At 54.8% G+C, this 19,796-nt stretch carries 22 protein-coding genes; 7 read left to right on the top strand and 15 right to left on the bottom strand.

Annotated elements, in window-relative coordinates; all coding sequences use genetic code 11:
• Positions 1-90 precede the first annotated feature (90 nt).
• From recC to HEP82_RS10615, 10 genes are all read right to left on the bottom strand, one after another.
• Positions 91-3,477 (bottom strand): exodeoxyribonuclease V subunit gamma, encoded by a 3,387-nt coding sequence (gene recC, locus HEP82_RS10660; RefSeq protein WP_192458064.1) that lies wholly within the window; start codon positions 3,475-3,477, stop codon positions 91-93.
• Positions 3,478-3,497: 20 nt separating this feature from the next.
• Entirely contained in the window at positions 3,498-3,893 is a 396-nt protein-coding gene (locus tag HEP82_RS10655; RefSeq protein WP_192458063.1) for a prepilin-type N-terminal cleavage/methylation domain-containing protein, read from the bottom strand.
• Positions 3,877-4,326, bottom strand: a complete 450-nt coding sequence (locus HEP82_RS10650; protein ID WP_192458062.1) for a YgdB family protein — start codon at positions 4,324-4,326, stop codon at positions 3,877-3,879. Before HEP82_RS10650 ends, HEP82_RS10655 begins: the two co-directional genes overlap by 17 nt.
• A complete protein-coding gene (locus tag HEP82_RS10645; RefSeq protein WP_192458061.1) occupies positions 4,316-4,903 on the bottom strand; it encodes a prepilin peptidase-dependent protein in 588 nt (195 codons plus the stop codon). Before HEP82_RS10645 ends, HEP82_RS10650 begins: the two co-directional genes overlap by 11 nt.
• Positions 4,897-5,388: a prepilin peptidase-dependent protein gene (locus HEP82_RS10640; RefSeq protein ID WP_192458060.1), complete on the bottom strand. Its 492-nt coding sequence runs from the start codon at positions 5,386-5,388 to the stop codon at positions 4,897-4,899. The genes HEP82_RS10645 and HEP82_RS10640 overlap by 7 nt, the downstream gene beginning before the upstream one ends.
• 249 nt (positions 5,389-5,637) lie before the next feature.
• Complete coding sequence (gene thyA / locus HEP82_RS10635) at positions 5,638-6,432, bottom strand: thymidylate synthase (RefSeq protein ID WP_192458059.1); 795 nt, start codon at positions 6,430-6,432, stop codon at positions 5,638-5,640.
• 34 nt (positions 6,433-6,466) lie between these two features.
• Complete coding sequence (gene lgt, locus HEP82_RS10630) at positions 6,467-7,330, bottom strand: prolipoprotein diacylglyceryl transferase (protein WP_192458058.1); 864 nt, start codon at positions 7,328-7,330, stop codon at positions 6,467-6,469.
• Between the two features lie 157 nt (positions 7,331-7,487).
• Positions 7,488-9,734, bottom strand: a complete 2,247-nt coding sequence (gene ptsP / locus HEP82_RS10625; RefSeq protein WP_192458057.1) for a phosphoenolpyruvate--protein phosphotransferase — start codon at positions 9,732-9,734, stop codon at positions 7,488-7,490.
• A gap of 11 nt (positions 9,735-9,745) precedes the next feature.
• Entirely contained in the window at positions 9,746-10,273 is a 528-nt protein-coding gene (gene rppH, locus HEP82_RS10620; protein ID WP_015854693.1) for an RNA pyrophosphohydrolase, read from the bottom strand.
• A gap of 278 nt (positions 10,274-10,551) precedes the next feature.
• Entirely contained in the window at positions 10,552-10,773 is a 222-nt protein-coding gene (locus HEP82_RS10615; RefSeq protein ID WP_192458056.1) for a hypothetical protein, read from the bottom strand.
• Positions 10,774-10,965: 192 nt separating this feature from the next.
• Between HEP82_RS10615 and mutH the strand changes: the two genes are divergently transcribed.
• The 4 genes from mutH to HEP82_RS10595 all read left to right on the top strand — a co-directional run bounded on the left by mutH (position 10,966) and on the right by HEP82_RS10595 (position 14,012).
• Entirely contained in the window at positions 10,966-11,652 is a 687-nt protein-coding gene (gene mutH / locus HEP82_RS10610) for a DNA mismatch repair endonuclease MutH (RefSeq protein WP_192458055.1), read from the top strand.
• A gap of 79 nt (positions 11,653-11,731) precedes the next feature.
• Positions 11,732-12,448 carry a TerC family protein gene (locus HEP82_RS10605; protein ID WP_192458054.1) on the top strand — a complete coding sequence of 239 codons (717 nt, stop codon included), beginning with the start codon at positions 11,732-11,734 and terminating at the stop codon, positions 12,446-12,448.
• Between the two features lie 151 nt (positions 12,449-12,599).
• A complete protein-coding gene (locus tag HEP82_RS10600; RefSeq protein WP_192458053.1) occupies positions 12,600-12,818 on the top strand; it encodes a YgdI/YgdR family lipoprotein in 219 nt (72 codons plus the stop codon).
• Between the two features lie 153 nt (positions 12,819-12,971).
• The gene (locus tag HEP82_RS10595) at positions 12,972-14,012 is read left to right on the top strand and encodes an NADP(H)-dependent aldo-keto reductase (protein ID WP_192458052.1); all 1,041 of its coding nucleotides are present in this window, start codon (positions 12,972-12,974) and stop codon (positions 14,010-14,012) included.
• Between the two features lie 97 nt (positions 14,013-14,109).
• On the opposite strand, the gene HEP82_RS10590 is transcribed toward HEP82_RS10595, so the two are convergent.
• The 4 genes from HEP82_RS10590 to trmB all read right to left on the bottom strand — a co-directional run bounded on the left by HEP82_RS10590 (position 14,110) and on the right by trmB (position 16,196).
• The gene (locus HEP82_RS10590; RefSeq protein WP_192458051.1) at positions 14,110-14,271 is read right to left on the bottom strand and encodes a hypothetical protein; all 162 of its coding nucleotides are present in this window, start codon (positions 14,269-14,271) and stop codon (positions 14,110-14,112) included.
• Between the two features lie 67 nt (positions 14,272-14,338).
• Complete coding sequence (locus HEP82_RS10585; protein WP_192458050.1) at positions 14,339-15,070, bottom strand: YggN family protein; 732 nt, start codon at positions 15,068-15,070, stop codon at positions 14,339-14,341.
• A gap of 62 nt (positions 15,071-15,132) precedes the next feature.
• Positions 15,133-15,477 carry a YggL family protein gene (locus tag HEP82_RS10580; protein ID WP_192458049.1) on the bottom strand — a complete coding sequence of 115 codons (345 nt, stop codon included), beginning with the start codon at positions 15,475-15,477 and terminating at the stop codon, positions 15,133-15,135.
• Positions 15,477-16,196, bottom strand: coding sequence for a tRNA (guanosine(46)-N7)-methyltransferase TrmB (trmB, locus tag HEP82_RS10575; RefSeq protein WP_192458048.1), 720 nt, complete (start codon positions 16,194-16,196; stop codon positions 15,477-15,479). The genes HEP82_RS10580 and trmB overlap by 1 nt, the downstream gene beginning before the upstream one ends.
• Positions 16,197-16,356: 160 nt before the next feature.
• Between trmB and mutY the strand changes: the two genes are divergently transcribed.
• Genes mutY through mltC form a run of 3 tightly spaced genes read left to right on the top strand, consistent with a single transcriptional unit; the run spans position 16,357 to position 18,854 of the window.
• Positions 16,357-17,448: an A/G-specific adenine glycosylase gene (gene mutY, locus HEP82_RS10570; protein WP_192458047.1), complete on the top strand. Its 1,092-nt coding sequence runs from the start codon at positions 16,357-16,359 to the stop codon at positions 17,446-17,448.
• Complete coding sequence (locus HEP82_RS10565) at positions 17,445-17,717, top strand: oxidative damage protection protein (RefSeq protein ID WP_192458046.1); 273 nt, start codon at positions 17,445-17,447, stop codon at positions 17,715-17,717. Before mutY ends, HEP82_RS10565 begins: the two co-directional genes overlap by 4 nt.
• Before the next feature lie 54 nt (positions 17,718-17,771).
• Entirely contained in the window at positions 17,772-18,854 is a 1,083-nt protein-coding gene (gene mltC, locus HEP82_RS10560; protein WP_192458045.1) for a membrane-bound lytic murein transglycosylase MltC, read from the top strand.
• 108 nt (positions 18,855-18,962) lie between these two features.
• Here the strand turns inward: mltC and HEP82_RS10555 are convergent, their stop codons facing one another.
• On the bottom strand, positions 18,963-19,793 hold the full coding sequence (locus HEP82_RS10555; RefSeq protein WP_192458044.1) for a phosphoenolpyruvate hydrolase family protein: 831 nt from the start codon (positions 19,791-19,793) through the stop codon (positions 18,963-18,965).
• Positions 19,794-19,796 lie beyond the last annotated feature (3 nt).

Here is a 19,796-nt window from a genome sequence, read left to right as displayed (position 1 = left end):
TGTGCGAAAATCGCCGCCCGCTACGCCATCCGTTTTATACACAGGCGGTCGCCCACTGCGCGAATAAGCCGGATCATGGCCCAACACAGCCTAACACTGATTCATTCTCAGCGGCGGCAGTAGCCAGATTTTTGCCGCGTCCATCACCTGCACGATACGTTCGTCATCCATAGCGCGAACAATACGCCGCAGGTAGTAATCTTCACTTTCACCACTGACTATCTGATTTCCCTGCCAGGCATCCAGCAACTTTTGCCGTGCTTTGCGTTGCACCGTTTCATCCTCAAGCATACGGTCAGTATCGCGATCGTAGACTGCCTCCAACCAGGCGCCGCCAGTACGATTAAGCAACAACAACGGCCGGTTCATTCCCTGACGGTAGCCGTCGATCAATGACGCCATCTCATCCCCGGCCTGCTGCTGGGACATGGCGGGGAAACGCCACCCCGTCGATTGACGACCATAGATTCGGCTTTCACCCTGCCCGCCGGCCAGGCACCAGGCAAGATGCTCCAGCCATAGCATCATGCCGTCCGTCATGGACAATTTCCCGGGCCGCCAGCGCAGCAGTCCGTCGTCCTGAACCTGTTTTAACCAACCGCTGAGCCTGACGCCGTTTATCGTCAGATTCAGCTCGCGTGTGTGGTGGGTTTCCGGCCGCCACTCTCCCCGCACCCGCTCTGCCAGTTCTCGGATGTCTTCCTGCTGGGTTTGCCAGTAGAGCTCACCGAACGCGCCATACGGCAAACCACCCGCCGCGCGCATGCGTCGATACAAAGCATCCGTATCACCTTGTTCTATCAACACATTAAGCAACTGTACATTCATCTGATAACGGCTGAGGCTATCCACCTCGAAAGGCTCTTGATCCTGCATTTCCTGATCGTCGAGCTGAAAATAAACGCCAAGGCGTAGCTGAAAAAATGCGCGTACCGGATGACGATAAAATCGTTGCAGGTCATCCAGCGTGATGTCGCTGTCATAACGCTCCGGCAAGGCGCGATCGAAATCAGGTTGGCATACCCCCTTGCCTCCGGCAGCCGGCAGCCATTCCGCCGCGAAACTTTGCGGCTCCGGGGCACAAAAACCGGCGGGATCGAACGGCATACGCGCGTGCTCATGACTCAGCGCCTGAATGACGCGCTCGCTGCTGGCGTCAAGATCCAGGCTTTCATCTCCCGGCAAGCAGTAGCTTTGGCCGATATAATTCATCAGTTCCGTTACCAGCACTGAAGGGTAACGCTGGGTGTTGTCCTGTATTGAATGACCCATGAAGCTGATGTAGAGACGCTGCCCAGCGGACAAAAGCGCCTCCAGAAACAGGTAGCGATCGTCTTCGCGGCGGCTGCGATCCCCCCGCCGACGGGAGCGCGCCATGAGATCGAACCCCAGCGGCGGCAGGACACGCGGATACACGCCATCGTTCATGCCCAGCAGGCATACCACCCGAAAGGGAATAGAACGCATCGGCATCAGAGTACAGAAGTTGATGGCACCGGCGAGAAAACGCTGGCTGAGGCGTTCACTCTCCAGACGAGCAGCCAGCTCGTCGCGCAACGTACCGACAGGCACATTCTGCGCGTATCCCGTCAACATGGCGGTAGACAGAATTTGTTGCCATTGGGTTTCAATCAGCGTCAACGCCGCTTCGGTATCGGCATCCGGCAGAAAAAAGCAGTCTAACAACTGGCGGCATAACGGCTGCCAATCCGTCAGCGAGCGCGCTTCCTGCAAACGCTGTTTCCACTGACTGAGCTGCATCAGAAAATCCGCCAGATTGCCGGCCAGTTCAGCAACAAGACCACTCGATTCGTCGTAAGGCAACACACCTAACCAATCACCCGCTCGACTCTCCATCGCGTAGCCCAGCAACATCCGGGTCAGGCCGAAGCGCCAGGTGTGCTGCCCCGTCACCGGCAACATCAGCGCTTGTACATTGTCATCATCCAGTCCCCAACGTACACCGGATTCGGCCACCCACATCCTTAAGCGCCGTAGCCCTTCTTCGTCGATGGTGAATTTGCCCGCCAACGACGGCACCTCCAGTAATGCCAACACCTGTTCGGCCGTGAAACGGCTATCCGGCAACGCGAGCAGCGACAACACCGCCTGCAGCGCAGGGTGAGCGTGACGCGCACGCTGATCCGACAATGCAAAGGGTAAATAGCGATTTTCCGGCGCATTGCCGAACACCGCCTGAATAAAAGGGGAATAGCTATCGATATCCGCCACCATCACAATGATGTCCCGCGGCATCAGGGTACTGTCCTCCGCCATCATCGCCAGCAATTGATCATGCAACACTTCCACTTCGCGTTGCGGGCTGTGGCAAGCGTGCAACGACACCGAGCGATCCGCTGGCGAAAGCGTGCGTTTACGGCTGCTGCTCGCCAGCGTTATGCCGTCCGTAGCGATAATGCGGCTATCCTCCAGTTCCAGAATATCCCTCTGCAGCGAAGCCAACAGCGTATCGGAACCCATGTCGGCAAATGCATCAATGCCTACTGTTTCGTCCAGTTGCTCCAGCAGAAACAGATTATCTCGCCCCAGTTTTCCCCACGATGCGAGCAGTGGATTGCCCATCTGTTGTTCGCCGTCATCGCCGAATAGCCCATCGGCACACTCCGGCTGACGAAACAACGGCCGCACATCCGATGTCACCTGTTTTTCGCGATAACGCTGCCACTGCCGCGTTTTCAAGCGGGAAAGGAAAGACTCATCCTGAATATCTCCCCAATAGTAGCGACATGGATTGGTGAACAGCAGGTGGATATCGATGTGTTTGCCCAGCGCTTTCAAGGCTTGCAGATAGATGGGCGGCAAAGCGGCAATACCGCAGATGAACACCCGCTCTGGCAAACCAGGCGGGCAAGTATCAGCCCGTTCCAGACGACCGATAAACTGCTGATACAGGCTGGAATGGTGCCACTCCGGTTGCCCAAGTTGATGGGTATGCGCGACCAACGCCCGCCACAGTGGTGCTTGCCAGCGCTGCGCCTCTCCGGCGTCCTCCACCCATGCGCCGCGTTGCCAGGCGTTAATCCAGTCGGGCCGATAAATCAGATACTGGTCGAACAGATCCGCCACGCGGGCGGACAATTGATGCAATTTGCGCCCGTCGGCATCATCCCGCAGGTAGTTGGCGAGCAGCGCAAAGTCAGGCTCCGCAAGCTGTTGCGGCAGCAGGTGCATCAGCTTCCAGCCCATCGCCGCTTTACTGAATACGCTCTCTTTGGGGATATCCGGCATTAGGCGTCGGCACATATCCCACAAAAAGACCCCCGGCAGCGGAAACTGAATATTAGCGGCAATGTGAAAGCAATTCGCCAGTTCAATCTGTAGCCATTGCGCCATACCGGGGCTTTGCACCAGTATCATTTCAGGCTCGAACGGATCCCTGATCGGATGCCGTTTCATCAGCTCAACCATCAGTTCTTTCAACACATCGAGTTGATTTGAGTGGTAGACCCTGAACATGCAAACTCCCGACCCTGCGGTCACTGTGATGATGTTTCCGTTTCCGGTGCCGCGACAGGCGGCGTTTCGCAAAACCAGCGCCCAAGTCTGGCCTGATAGTGATAAGGCGTCGCTACCGTGATCGTGATTTTACGGCAGCCTGCCGAAACCCGTGTTTCGCTCTGCTTTACCGTCCAGCCGTCCGGCGCCTGCATCAGTGCATCAGCGCCGCCGGCCTCATAAACCTCCAGGTACTGATGGGCCAACCGCCAGGCCTGCCGTTGCAGCCGCAGATGCTGCCAGGACTGCTGGAGCACCTGATGATATTGCAATAACCCTGCCAGAGAAACTGCGAACAACAACGCCGCCGCCAATGTTTCCAGCAAGCTGAAACCTCGCTGCGCATGCGCCGTCGACAGACTATTCTGCCGGCCCACAATTCTGCGCTCCCGCTACCGGACACACATCCAGCCAGCCGCCGGCGATCGGCTGTATGATCGGACGATCGTTGATGAGCGCAGGCACTACCCGATAGTAAAACGCCGCCGGGCGCGCCACTCCGGCAGCGAGACGTTCCCCTCTCAGCAACCCGATTCGCCCTCCTGCGTTCAAACGCAGGCAAGCCCGTAAAGCATCGACACCGGCGGACTGACATTGCCATCCATCGTCATCAATACGCCATTCCAGTGTGAGCCCCCATTTCAGTGCGGAACTCGCCAGGTTAAAGTCCTCCAGCGCCCGTTGTTCATCCCGATCCTGCAGCATTTGCGCCTCCAACTGCCGTTGCAGCCCACTCAATATCAGCATCCCGATGACCAACATCAGCATCGCCATCAATACGGTGCTCCCTCGTTGCGGATTAACCGGCATCGTTTCTCCCGGCAACCCAGCGGGTGACGTTGAGGCTTATCGCCGGGTGAGACGTCCAATGCCCTTCCAATGTCAGGAAATACAGCCTCTGATGCTCACCGGCCTGCCGTTGCACGATAAACCGGGTTAGCTTAATTTCGGCCGGATCCAGCAGTTTTTCCCAGCGGCTCCCCTGGCAGCCGGCGCCACCGGTTTGTACCTCAAGAGCGCCGTTGCGTAGACGGTAGCCATAATGCTCCGCGTCGCCTTGCTCCCCTTGTTCCCACTGGCCGTTGGCGTTGATGTCATACGCCAGTGAAAAACATAACGGTTGCCCATCCTCCCCTGTATTCAGCGTCACGGGTAAGCCGCCGCACGCCCCTGCGCAAAAACCGGCTCTGCGAACATCCTTTTCTATGGTGAACAGCGCCTGACTAAGCGCCTGTTCCAGACGAAAATAGCTCGCGCTGCTCTGAACTCGTGCGTGCAATACCGGCAATACGCCAGCGGCGGCCAGTATGATCAGGCTGCCGAACCCCATAGCCAGCATCACTTCCGGCAAGGTAAAACCCCTCTGTTTTTTCATAACGTTCAGCATGCGGGAATCGCCAACAACAGGCCGGACTCGCCGCACAACCGCAGGCGGCCACGAACCGAAACAACCAAACGTACCCGACCAGCGCCGTTGCCCAGTGTGATATGCCCAGACTGCGAGGTATTGCGGACACCATAGAACACCAACCGCTCGCTGGTTGTTTCCACTAGCGCGACTGTTTTCTCCGGACGTGTGAATGTCCGGTTGCCGTCCGGCGGGCACTGCAATGGCGGTTCGCCGCTCCCCACACACCAACGTTCAGGCTGACGGAACAACCACAGGGTCTCGTTGCGGTTATACCAGTAAGCGCTCATCTGTACCCCGGACATAAAATGCAACAGCTGACGCGCCTGCTGTTCTAGCGTTATCGCTTGCTGCTGCGCCAGCCACCCACGAACGCCGATGTTTAGAACCAGTGCGACGATGACCATCACCATCATCAACTCCGCCAGGGTGAACCCCTGCTGCCATCTATGGTTTCTTTTCATGGCGTTATTGTAGACAGCAGGTGATGACAAAGAAGTTCGGTGATGGAGATCCCTGAAGCGCTTCGCAACCTATCGTTGCGGGGTGGAGAAGCATGCATAAAATTGCGGAACGCTTCGCACCCCGAAGCCAGCGGAAAATATCTCAGCGAAGAAAGAGGGATAAGTCGGGAAAAATCCTCCCCAGAAAATGGGGAGGGGGGAGAGAACGGACGAGTATGTACCGCGCCTTATCGTCAGGCCGCTAAATTGTCAGATGGCAACCGGCGCCTTGATCGCCGGGTGCGGGTCGTAACCGTCGATGTCGAAATCATCGAACTGATAGTCAAACAGCGATTCGGGGCGGCGTTTGATGACCAGTTTCGGCAATGGACGCGGTTCACGCCCGAGTTGCAGGCGCGTCTGTTCCAGATGGTTGCTATACAGGTGCGTATCGCCGCCCGTCCAGACGAAATCACCCACATCCAGATCGCACTGTTGCGCCATCATGTGCACCAGCAACGCATAGCTGGCAATGTTGAACGGCAACCCTAGGAAAATATCGCAGGAACGCTGATAAAGCTGGCAGGACAGCTTACCGTCCGCCACGTAGAACTGGAAAAACGCATGACAGGGCGCCAGCGCCATCTGATCCAGTTCGCCGACGTTCCAGGCAGAGACAATAATCCGGCGGGAGTCGGGGTCTTGCTTCAGTTGACGCAACACCGTCTGCAACTGGTCGATCTGACGTCCGTCCGCAGCGCCCCAGGCACGCCATTGTTTGCCGTAGACCGGGCCTAGGTTGCCGTTTTCATCCGCCCATTCATCCCAGATAGAGACCTGGTTATCGTGCAGATAGCCGATGTTGGTGTCCCCATTCAGAAACCACAGCAGTTCATGGATGATGGAGCGTAAATGGCAGCGTTTGGTGGTAACTAGCGGAAAACCTTCCTGTAGATTGAACCGCATCTGATGGCCAAAAATCGACAGCGTGCCGGTGCCGGTGCGATCGTTCTTCGGCGTTCCCTCTTCCAGCACCTTCTTCATCAGATCCAAATACTGTTTCATACCACCTCACCTACTTTATTTTGTTATGCGCTATTTATTGCCGTACCGGCTGACGGCGATAGGCCCAGAGCATCATGAGCAAACCGATCAACACCATCGGCACCGACAATATCTGCCCCATGCTGATGCCGCTGAACAACCCCAGTTGGGCGTCCGGTTGACGGAAGAATTCGATAATAATGCGGAAAATGCCATATCCAACCAAAAACAGCCCGGATACGCTGCCCATCGGACGCGATTTGCGGATGAATACATTCAGGATGATGAACAACACAACCCCTTCCAGCAGCATTTCATACAGTTGTGACGGGTGACGGGGCAACATACCGTACTGGGCAAAAATCGGTTGCCATTCCGAATGGGAGGCTGCCAGCGCCATGTCTTCGCCGCGCGCGCCAGGAAACAACATCGCCCAAGGCGTGTCCGTGGTGACGCGCCCCCACAATTCGCCGTTGATAAAATTCCCCAGACGCCCGGCGCCTAGACCAAACGGGATTAACGGCGCAATGAAATCGGAAACCTGGAAAAAAGTTCGGCGAGTGCGATGGGCGAACCAAGCCATTACGGTAATCACGCCCACCAATCCGCCGTGGAAGGACATTCCGCCATCCCACACCCGGAACAAATACAATGGATTATCAAGGAACAGAGGAAGCGCGTAGAACAGAACATATCCCAGACGCCCGCCGACAAATACCCCCAAGAAACCGAAATACAGCAGATTTTCCACTTCATCTTTCGTCCAGCCGCTGCCCGGTTTATTGGCCCGTCGCACCGCCAACCACATGGCGAAGACAAAACCGACCAGATACATCAGCCCATACCAATGCAGAGCAGCCGGCCCTATCGAAAAAATCACCGGATCAAACTGCGGAAACACCAAATAGCTCGTCGTCATCGATCACCACATTCGTTATTTTGTCACTGATTTCAGGGCGATTTACCCACTAAGCGCAGAGTCATACCCGCCGTTGTTCGCGGCTGCGCATGATACCACAGAGCAGGCTACATGATGACGACAGCAGGAAAAGAACTGTAAACAAATATCGACAGGTTTAGCGGCCGCCGCGGATCAAACCGCCCAGACCACGTTCCTCAATAAAGATGGACACCCATTGGCGCACTTCGCTGGCAGTTTGCGCATTAAGCACCTTGAGTGCCAGTTGCTGCGCCTCATGCTGACCGATGCGCCGCAGCAGATATTTGATGCGGGCCACGCTGCGACCGTTCATGCTGAGCGTCCGATAACCGAGGCCAATCAGCAGCAAAGCCCCCATAGGTTCCCCCGCCAGTTCGCCGCATACGGATACCGACAGCCCATGCTGTCGACAAAGCGTCACCACCATGTTCAACGCCTGTAAAACCGCAGGATGCAAGCTGTCGTACAAAGACCCTACATGCGGATTATTGCGATCCACCGCCAGCAAATACTGCGTGAGGTCGTTCGTTCCCACGGAGACGAAATCAATACGGGAAGCCAAATGCGGCAACATAAATAGCACCGAAGGCACTTCAATCATGATCCCGATACGCGGCCGTGGCTGCGGAGCCCCAAGCATCTCTTCGACTTCCCGCGCGGCACGGTCGATCAGCCGCCGGGCCTCGTCTATCTCATCCATGCTGTTGATCATCGGCAGCAGGATACTCAGATTGCCGACCTGAGCATTGGCGCGCAACATCGCCCGCACCTGGATCATGAAGATCTCCGGCTGATCGAGCGTAACGCGGATGCCACGCCACCCCAGACAGGGATTTTCTTCGCTGATGGAAAGATAAGGCAACTGCTTATCCGCGCCGATATCCAGCGTGCGCAGCATCACAGGACGGGAAGGATACAGCCGCAGCATCGCCTCATACTGGGAGACTTGTTCTTCTTCAGAAGGAAAGCCGCTTTGCAGCATGAAAGGGATTTCCGTGCGATACAATCCCACGCCATCCACCAAATTGATAAAGCGCTTTTCATGTTCGGAACTCAAACCGGCATTCAGCATCACCTCGACCCGTTCGCCGCTTTTCAGTTCAGCCGGGCATGAAACATTGTCCTCCGCCAGCCGGGTCAACTCATTCTCTTCACTGAGCAAACGCTGATACTCTTGCACCAGCACGGGTTCCGGATCCACCAACAATTCGCCGCGATAGCCATCCAGAATCAGCAAACGCTGATGCAACAATTCAGGCTGAATATCCGCCCCCATTAGCGTGGGAATACCCATGGCACGCACGATAATGGCGGCATGGGAATTAGCGGCGCCATCGTAGGCGACAACACCGGCCAGACGATCATGCGGCACCTCAGCCAGCAGCGTAGCCGTAAGTTCATCGGCCACCAAAATGAATCGTTCCGGCCATTGAGCGCTGTTTTGTGCATTATCGCCAAGATGGAAAAGCAAACGCTGCCCCAATGCCCGCAAGTCGCCGGCCCGTTCCCGCAGGTAGGTATCCTGCAAACTGGCGAACTGGGCGGCAAACCGCTCGATCACGACTTTTACCGCCCACTCCGCGACACTGCCGGTATCAATCTCCTGCAGCAACTCGCGTTTCAGCCGCGCGTCATTCAACAGATGAATGTAGAAATCGAAGATAGCGGCGCTTTCTTTCTGCGCGCTGGCGCTGAAACGCTTGCTAAAACGCCGGAATTCAACGCCCGCCTCGCCAATCGCCGCCAGTAGCCGGGCTCGTTCCCGATCGCTGTCCAGACTGGAGGCGGGAAAAACCAGTTCCAAAGAGGGTTGACTGCGATCCTGCCAGCCGGTGGCAATCGCTACGCCAGGCGCAGCAGGCAACGCCTTGATGCGCGTCTGACGATATTGCCCAAACAGGGCTTTCATCTGTGACTGCGACAGGGTGGCGGCCATCTGGGTCGCCAGCGTCACCATGAAGGATTCTTCGTTTTTATCGAACTGACGGTGCTCACGCTGTTGCACCACCAGCACGCCCAACAACTGACGTCGGTGGATAATCGGCACGCCGAGAAATGAACGGAAATGCTGCTCGCGCACGGCAGGAATGAACTTAAAACTGGGATGGCTTTGAGCATCCGCCAGATTGATGGGCTCAGCGCGTTCCCCCACCAACCCCACAACCCCCTGGCCAAACGCCAGGGTAATGATGCGCCCGCGCGGTTTCTTCAGCCCGCGCGTCGCCATCAGGTAATAACATTGACGATCATGATCCGCCAGATAGATGGAACAGACTTCCGTATCCATCGCCAGGCAAATCTCGTTCACCAGAATCTCCAGCGCATCGCTCAGCCTGGCTGTTGCCGCAACCTTTTCAATGATTTCTCGCAGTCGCGTGAGCATGATGTGCCAACCTATCCTCTTTTTCGTCGCGGGCCTGATGACATCCGGGCAGCCGTATTCTCCTGTAGCTGTATCACTGAGGTGACGAACTCCTTCATCACCTTCCGGTAAACATCACGCTTGAAAGACACCACCTGACGCACCGGATACCAATAACTGACCCAGCGCCACCCATCGAACTCCGGCGTACCGCTGCTCTGCATATTGATGTCTGATTCGTTACACATTAACTGTAGCAGAAACCATTTTTGCTTCTGGCCGATACACACCGGTTTTGTATCCCAACGCACCAAACGTTTTGGCAATTTATAGCGCAGCCAGCTTCGGGTTGAAGCCAGAATACGAACATCCTTTTTCCGCAGCCCCACTTCTTCGAACAGTTCGCGGTACATAGCCTGTTCCGCGCTTTCTCCGGGATTAATCCCTCCCTGAGGAAACTGCCAGGAGTGCTGGCCATAACGACGGGCCCACAATACCTGACCCTGCCGATTACAAATTACGATACCAACATTCGGGCGGTAGCCATCATCATCGATCACCGGACTACCTCGATAAACTGAAAATGCAAGATGACTTGATTGTTTCACACTCCCGCAAAACGGTAAACTCCCGCTTCACATTGGGTTCTTTCTAATAAGATGACGTTAACCCACAGATAAAATCGAAGTTATGAACACGCTCAGGTAATCAGCGGCAGTTTATTCACTTTTTCTGTGGACATCTTTGTGCAGAACGTCATGAAAAAGTGAGTAAAACTCCTCGCATGTCACATACCCCAAAAATAGACCAGAGAAAATAGTTATATATTTTCAAACAATTAAACCACTTTTCCCCATATAACGCCTCTATACACAACAGCCTTGAACAGGATCTTTCTCAGAGTGGCGAAAGATCGCTCTACCACGATGTTATCCACAAGACCGTTGCGCAAACGAGCTAAAAAATCAACGAAACCAGCAAAAAAGCGTGACGTCAAGGCTGTAAATGGAAACAGTGCTCTCAAATTATCCCGGTTATCCCAAAAAACTGTGGATAACATGGTGTAAAATCCTGTTCATTCCCGGTGTCTTATCATGAACAACATGCCGGGCAAAATCTTTCTCTCGCAACAAGATAAGAAAAAAACCAGCATAATCATGCTATTATTATTTTTTTCATCGAGAATTAATAGGATCAGGGTTATCCCCGCCCGACACTGTTCCTTTTTTAATCACATCATGGCCCGGCATACATGAATATTCCAATGATCCACAATGACTCACCGCACAGCGAGCAGGCGTTGGCGCAACGCGCGCAAGCGCTGGCAGGCTACACGCTGGGGGAACTGGCGCGCATCGCACAATTACCGATCCCGCCGGATCTGCGCAGAGATAAGGGATGGACGGGGATCTTGCTGGAGCGTTTTCTCGGCGCCAGCGCCGGCAGTAAACCAGAACAGGATTTTCCCGATATCGGCGTGGAGTTGAAAACCATCCCCGTAGACAACGAAGGAAAACCGCTGGAAACCACGTTCGTGTGCGTAGCGCCGCTAACCGGCAACAGCGGCGTAACCTGGGAGAACAGCCACGTCCGCCACAAACTTGCGCGAGTGTTATGGATCCCGGTAGAAGGCACCCGTTCAATTCCACTGTCGCAACGCCATGTCGGTACGCCGCTTCTCTGGAGCCCCAGTCAGAAAGAAGAAGAGCAACTCCGTCAGGATTGGGAAGAACTGATGGACCTGATCGTATTAGGGAAAGTGGAAAGCATTACCGCGAGACACGGAGAGGTATTGCAATTGCGCCCCAAGGCCGCCAACAGCCGCATACTGACTGAAGCCATCGGCGAACACGGCCAACCGATAATGACGCTGCCACGCGGTTTTTACCTGAAAAAAACCTTTACCGCGCCGTTACTAGCCCGCCACTTTCTGCTTTAATGCCCAACATCGGTTTTTTACCCGTATCCCCGGTTATGTATAATCGGCGTTTACTCTTCGTTTAAGGTACATGGATAGCATGTTCGCTTGGATCGTTGATCCCAACGCCTGGTTGGCGCTAGGGACTCTTACCATTCTGGAAATCGTTCTCGGCATTGACAACATCATCTTTCTGTCACTGGTTGTCGCCAAACTCCCTAAAGCGCAACAAAACAAAGCGCGACGTCTTGGGCTGTTGGCCGCCATGCTGATGCGTCTGGCACTGCTGGCGTCTATTGCCTGGGTGATCAGGTTAACCAATCCGTTATTCACACTCTTTGGGCAGGATATTTCACTGCGGGATATGATTCTGTTTTTTGGTGGTCTATTCCTGATTTGGAAAGCCAGCCGTGAAATCCACGAAACCATCGAAGGCGGTACCGAAGAACATACCTCCCAGGTTCATTCATTCTTCGGCGCTATCCTACAAATCATGCTGCTGGATATTATCTTCAGCCTGGATTCCGTCATCACCGCCGTTGGCCTGTCCGATCATCTGTTTATCATGATGGCGGCAGTGGTCATCGCTGTGGGTGTCATGATGTTTTCCGCCCGCCCGATCGGCGAATTCGTCGAGCGCCACCCGTCGGTAAAAATGCTGGCCTTGTCTTTTCTAATCCTGGTGGGCTTTACCCTGATTCTGGAAAGCGTCGGCATTCACGTACCGAAAGGCTACATCTACTTTGCCATGTTCTTCTCCATGTCGGTGGAAACACTCAATCTACTGCGTGGGAAAAAATCAAAAGAAACAGTGTAATGGCTATCGGGGAACGGCTTTTAACCGTTTCCCGAGATTTTTTACCTGTTCTACCGGATTTTGGCTTAAATCTTAATTCCCACTCGCAAAGGCTCTGCTAGACTGGCTCGCATTTGTCAATTTTTTTGCGTGTACGATAGGTAGAACGCCCATGACTTCCCGACTCAGACTCTACTCCGCCTTTATATTGGCAACCCTGCTTACAGGCTGTTCCAGCCACTACGTCATCGCCACCAAAGAGGGGCAGATGCTATTGACCCAAGGGAAACCCGTGATCGATCCCGCGACAGGAATGCTCAGTTATACTGATGAAGAGGGTGTCAGGCATCAGATCAACACCAACAGCGTCTCTCAGGTAATTGAACGTTAGTCTCTCAGGTAATTGAACATTAAATGACGACGCCATAATGGCCGTCACCCCACAGTACAAATACGCTTCCCCCCTTGCAATCGCTTGGTTATAGTCGGAAAAGAGGTGCGCGAGCGACCGCACCTGCCATCCCATGATAAAAAGGAAGCTGGCATGCAATATCACCGTATTCCACACAGCAGTTTAGAAGTCAGCGTATTGGGTCTGGGCACCATGACCTTTGGTGAACAAAATAGCGAAGCTGAAGCCCACGCCCAGTTGGATCACGCCGTTGCCGCTGGGGTCAACCTGATTGATACCGCTGAGATGTATCCCGTTCCGCCCCGTGCGGAAACTCAGGGGCTGACCGAAAGCTATATCGGCTCCTGGCTGAAGAGCCGTGGCGGACGCGAGAAACTGATCATCGCCACCAAAGTCTCCGGCCCTTCGCGCGGTTCCGATAACAGTATCCGTCCCCAGCAAGCGCTTGATCGCAAAAACATTCGGGCCGCACTGGAAGATAGCCTGAAACGGCTGAATACCGACTATGTCGACCTCTATCAATTGCACTGGCCACAGCGCCAGACCAACTGTTTCGGGAAATTGAGCTACCAGTACACCAGCGAAAAACCCGCAGTTACGCTGCTGGAAACACTGGAAGCATTGAATGAACAGGTTCGCGCCGGGAAAATCCGCTATATCGGCGTGTCGAACGAAACACCGTGGGGGGTGATGCGTTACCTGCAATTGGCGGAAAAACACGACCTGCCGCGTATCGTTTCCATCCAGAATCCTTACAGCTTGCTCAATCGCGGCTTTGAAGTCGGTCTGGCGGAAATCAGCCAGCACGAGGGCGTCGAACTGTTGGCCTATTCAGGCCTGGCATTCGGCACGCTGACCGGGAAATACCTCAATGGCGCCAAACCGGCCGGTGCGCGCAATACACTGTTCAGCCGTTTTGTGCGCTACTCGGCACCGCATACCCAACAGGCGATTGCCGAATATGTCGCGCTGGCTCGGCAACACGGATTGGATCCGGCCCAGATGGCGCTTGCGTTTATCCGCCGTCAACCATTTGTCGCCAGTACGCTGCTAGGCGCTACGTCGATCGCACAATTGCAAACCAACCTGGACAGTCTGCATTTAACACTGAGTGATGACGTCATCACCGGGATCGAAGATATTCACCGCCGCTTCACCATCCCAGCACCTTAAGAGCCAGGCAAAAAATCCCCGCGGCAACACATGATGCAGCGGGGATTGCCATACACAGAGTATCCCATTCAGTATGTCAATATGCTGCAATACCGCCCTAATCCAGTACACCGCACATACCCTTGTCATCCACGTTGTCCACCTCGGTAGGAGAACTCGCACGGGAAGTACGTTTACGTTGCAGCCGCCCAAGATAGAACGCCAGAATATCGCCAAAAATGAATGACGATAAATCGGTGGTCAAATGGTAGAGATTCATAAAAAACAACGCCCTGATGATCACTCATCAGGGCGCCGACTATCAGAAACACGTTTCCGTTCTTACATTAACTACTGGTTGGCGATGTCTTAATCGACTGGAGCAACGTTTTGCGCTGATTTTCCAGCGAAATAACACGATTGCACACCTCATGGCCGAAACGTTGAAAATCCGCTTCCTGATTATTCCATTCAGATTTGAGAGCGCCCTGTAACCCTCCTAGGTTTCCCATCAACGCCTGCAACGGATTACCGCCACTACTCAATTGCCTGGATCCCATTTCATTGAGGCTATCCTGCAACACGCCGCCCAGACTCTGTTGAACGATCTGCCGCCCGTCCTGTTCCACCTGTTTGATGGCCCGATGATGGAATGCCAAACCGTCATTGCGGTGCTCGATGATGCGGTTCATCTGCTGTTTGAGTTGACTATCCAGCGACGTCAAACGACCACGGACGTTACTGTCGCTACCCAGCTGCTGCACGATAACCTTGTCCAGCGCCTGACGTGCTTTTTCCAAATGCTCGCGCGCGCCTTCATCAATCCATGGCAGTTGCTGGCGCAGATCGGCCTGATAAGCTCTGGCCTGCTGGCGTTGAACATCGCTGAGCTTAAGCGGCGTACCGTTACGAACGACGTCGCCCTGCGGGGAAAGTTGCAGATCGCCGCTCACGCCGGCCACTTTCACGCTCTGCGATGTGATGATGATGTCATCCTGCGGCTGAACACTGCACTGGTACTCCGCCTGTGCCTGCCAGGCCAGCAACATCAATGCTCCCAGGGTCATTCTACGCAACATAGTCCCTCCTGATAAAACCGCACCGGCCGATAATCGGCTTCGGCGCATCGCCCCAGCAGGTATCAGCACAGACTGGCTGGCAGATCCCACCAGATATCAAACAGTTCACTCACCGTCACATCCTGCAGTTGGCGATCTTCCAGCCAGCCGCGTACCAGGCTCCGGTGCTCGTCAGTGCAGTTGCCGAGCTTCTGCTGACACACCAGACCTTCCCACTGCAAGTAGCCGCTGCCTTCAAACGCCAGTCCGTTGGGTTCTATCACCTCCGTCACCAGCAAATCCAACACGCGATCAATATCGTCAACCGGCGTACCCTCGGCAAAACGAAAATTGACCGAAAAACCCAGTTCCTGAAACTCATCGATATGCAGTTTCTTACGTAAACGACGACTCCGATTCTTAGCCATTATTGTTTCCTCTCAAACATCAGATCCCAGACACCATGCCCCAGTCGCTGACCGCGGGCCTCAAATTTGGTTAACGGCCGGGACGTCGGTCTCGGCACATAATCATTGTTCGTCGATAGATTGCGATAACCTTCGACAGCATTCATCACTTCGAGCATATGTTGCGCGTAAGGTTCCCAATCCGTCGCCATATGGAACACGCCGCCGACCGCCAGTTTGCGCAACACCACCTCGACAAAGGGAACCTGAACGATACGGCGTTTGTTATGTCGGGCTTTGTGCCAGGGATCCGGAAAGAACAATTGCACCATCGCAAGCGAACCGTCGGGGATCATATCCTCCAACACTTCCACGGCGTCATGGCACATTACCCGCAGATTAGCGAGCTCGGCTTCCTGCGCTGATGCGAGGCAGGCGCCGACGCCGGGCAGATGCACTTCAATACCCAGAAAATTCTGCTCCGGGTGCTGTTGCGCCATCGTCGCCAGCGACGCTCCCATACCGAATCCAATCTCTAGCACTACCGGCGCTTCACGGCCAAACAGATCGCCAAAATTCAGCGCCGCCTTCTGATACTCCACGCCCATCACCGGCCAGTAGTTATCCAGCGCCAGTTGCTGACCTTTAGTCAGACGCCCCTGGCGACGCACGAAACTGCGAACCTTGCGCAACGGGCGTCCTTGTTCATCAAATTCCGGAGAAATGACGTTGTTGATCATAGTGCTCTATATAAGTCCGATAGGATTGGGAAAACGCGCATTATGCAAGGATATGGGTGTTTATCAAGTAGACGGCAGCGGAAAGTTCCGGTTTACAGTACATTAACTCTGTGCTGGAATCGCTGTCACATTTGTTACCTGCCGGATGATGACACCCCCTATGATGCAAGCGCAACAGTTCGCGCAACAGGTGCTGGAGTGGTACGAACGCTGCGGCCGCAAAACCCTGCCCTGGCAGATCGAAAAAACCCCCTATAAGGTCTGGTTGTCCGAAGTCATGCTGCAACAGACGCAGGTAGCTACTGTCATCCCTTATTTCCTGCGCTTCATGGCGCGTTTCCCAACGGTTGCCGACCTCGCCGCCGCACCGCTGGATGAAGTCTTGCACCTGTGGACCGGCCTGGGTTACTACGCGCGTGCACGCAATCTGCACAAGGCGGCCGGTATCATCGTCGAGCGCCATGACGGCGAATTTCCGACTCACTTTGAAGAGATCGCCGCACTGCCCGGCGTGGGCCGATCCACTGCGGGCGCCGTGCTGTCGCTGGCATTGGAACAGCACTACCCGATTCTCGATGGTAACGTAAAACGGGTTTTGGCACGCTGCTATGCCGTCGCGGGCTGGCCGGGCAAAAAAGAGGTAGAGCAGAGGTTATGGTCGCTAAGCGAATCCGTCACCCCGGCGCAAGGGGTGGAAAAATTCAATCAGGCCATGATGGATCTCGGCGCGATGGTCTGTACCCGCAGCCGCCCAAAATGCGAACTCTGCCCGCTCAGCACCGGCTGTCTCGCTTACGGAAATCAAAGCTGGGCCCACTATCCCGGTAAAAAGCCCAAACAGATCCTGCCGGAGAAAACCGCCTGGTTCCTCTTGGCCCAGCAGGGCCAGACCGTCTGGCTGGAACAGCGGCCGGCAGTGGGTCTCTGGGGCGGCCTGTTCTGTTTCCCTCAGTTCAGCGTTAAAGAAGAAGTAGAGCAATGGCTTGAACAACGCCGGCTCAACGTATCCGGACTGCGCCAAGGCATTGCCTTTCGTCATACATTCAGCCACTTTCACCTGGATATCGTGCCGATGTGGCTGAATATCGCCGACAGCGGTTCCTGCATGGATGAAGGCACCGGTCTCTGGTATAACTTAGCGCACCCACCGTCCGTAGGGCTTGCCGCCCCGGTGGAGCGGTTGCTACGCCAGTTGGCCCAGCCACAGTCCCTGTTTGCCGATGACTGCGCACAAGATGAGGAACACGCATGAGCAGAACCATTTTCTGTACTTTTTTACAACGCGAAGCCGAGGGTCTGGACTTCCAGCTTTATCCCGGTGAACTGGGTAAACGCATCTACAGCGATATCTCGAAAGAAGCCTGGTCGCAATGGCAAACCAAGCAAACCATGCTGATCAACGAGAAAAAACTCAACATGATGAATGTGGAGCACCGCAAGCTGCTGGAACAGGAAATGATCAACTTTCTGTTTGAAGGCAAGGATGTGCACATTGATGGGTATACGCCTCCGCAACAATGAGTGACCGCGGGCCGGCAAGGCCCGGATGCCTCCTTTCCCGTATGGCTTTATACGATGAAGAAACTGTTCGTTTTGCTGCTCGTTGCCCCGTTGCTGATTTCCTGTTCCAGTAAGAAAGGAAATGAATACAACGAGGAATTTGTCAAAGATACCAACGCCTTCGATATTCTGATGGGGCAATTCGCCAATAACATCGAGAATATTTGGGGGCTGAACGAAGTCCTGATCGCCGGCCCCAAGGACTATGTCAAATACTCCGATCAATACCTGACCCGTAGTCATGTCAATTTTGATGCCGGTACCATCACGGTGGAAACCATTTCAGCCACCAATTATCAAGCTAGCTTGCGCCAAGCCATCATCACCACATTGTTGATGGGCGACGACGCCAGCAACACCGATCTGTACTCCGACGCCAACGACATCCAGATCAGCCGCGAACCGTTGCTGTACGGGCAGGTGCTTGACAACACCGGGCAGCCGATCCGCTGGGAAGGTCGGGCGGGCAGCTATGCCGACTATCTGCTGCAGAACCGGCTGCAACAGCGCACATCCGGCATGAAGGTAATCTGGTCCGTGACCATTCAGTTAGTGCCGAACCATCTGGACAAACGTGCGCACAAATTCCTGCCGATAGTACGTAAGGCATCCGAACGTTACGGTATCGATATCCCCTTGATTCTGGCCATCATGCAAACCGAATCCAGTTTCAACCCTTACGCTGTCAGCCGTTCCGACGCGCTCGGTTTGATGCAGGTGGTGCAACACAGCGCCGGCCGCGACGTGTTCAAGATGAAGGGTAAATGGGGGCAACCAAGCCGTAACTACCTGTTCGATCCGGAAAACAATATTGATACCGGTACCGCGTATCTGGCCATGCTGAAGAATGTCTATCTGGCTGGGATCCAGAACCCGACTTCACAGCGTTATGCCATGATCACCGCCTACAACGGCGGCGCCGGCAGCGTGCTGCGCGTATTTTCCAGCGACAAAGAAAACGCGGTAAGTATCATCAACCGCATGTCGCCGGGCGACGTCTATCAAACGCTAACCACCCGCCACCCGTCTTCCGAATCGCGCAATTATCTTTACAAGGTCAATAACGCGCAGAAGAACTACCGCGTTTACAACCGGTAAGGCCTGAACCCATCGCCTTTCCATTGAAGATAAAAAAACAGCCAGCGCGTTTGCTGGCTGTTTTTTCCCTGGCGTCAGCGTTGTGACGAGTGTGCACTACTCCGGTCTTTATCGCCGGATGTTTTTGAACTGGCGGGTCGTTTCCGTCAGCGCAATTTCCGTCGGCAACCGCTCCATAGAGCTGGCGCCGTAAAACCCGTCGCACAACGGGCAGCGTTCTAAAATGAAACTCGCATCCTCTGGTGTGGCAATAGGCCCGCCGTGACACAGCACGATCACATCTTCACGCACCGATTTGGCCGCCCGAGCCCAGTCATTAATCAATTCCACGCAATCCGGCAGCTTACGCGATGTTTCCGCACCAATGTTGCCGCCGGTGGTCAACCCCATATGCGGCACGATGATATCCGCGCCAGCTTCCGTCATGGCGATGGCATCTTCGGCGCTGAAGACATACGGCGTGGTCAGCATATCTTTCTGATGCGCCAGCCGGATCATTTCCACCTCCAGCGCATACCCCATTCCCGTTTCTTCCAGATTGGCGCGGAAGTTGCCGTCAATCAGCCCTACCGTCGGGAAATTCTGCACCCCGGCAAAACCAAGGGCTTTCAAATCATCGAGAAACTTATCGAACTGACAGAACGGATCCGTGCCGTTCACCCCGGCCAGTACCGGCGTATGTTTCACCACCGGCAGAACTTCGCTTGCCATATCCACGACGATTTCATTGGCATTACCGTAAGCCAGCAACCCCGCCAGCGATCCACGCCCCGCCATCCGGTAGCGACCGGAATTGTAAATCACGATCAGATCGATACCGCCGGCCTCTTCGCACTTGGCGGACAACCCGGTACCGGCTCCGCCGCCGATAATGGGTTCGTGACGAGCAATTTTCTCCCTGAATCTGGCCAACAACTGTTGGCGATGTTGAACGGACATGCG

Origin of the sequence: Musicola keenii, from assembly GCF_014855505.1 — a bacterium.
GTDB classification, from domain to species: domain Bacteria; phylum Pseudomonadota; class Gammaproteobacteria; order Enterobacterales; family Enterobacteriaceae; genus Musicola; species Musicola paradisiaca.
Note: the sequence above shows the minus strand (reverse complement) of the source record. Positions and strands in the feature narration are given on the sequence as shown.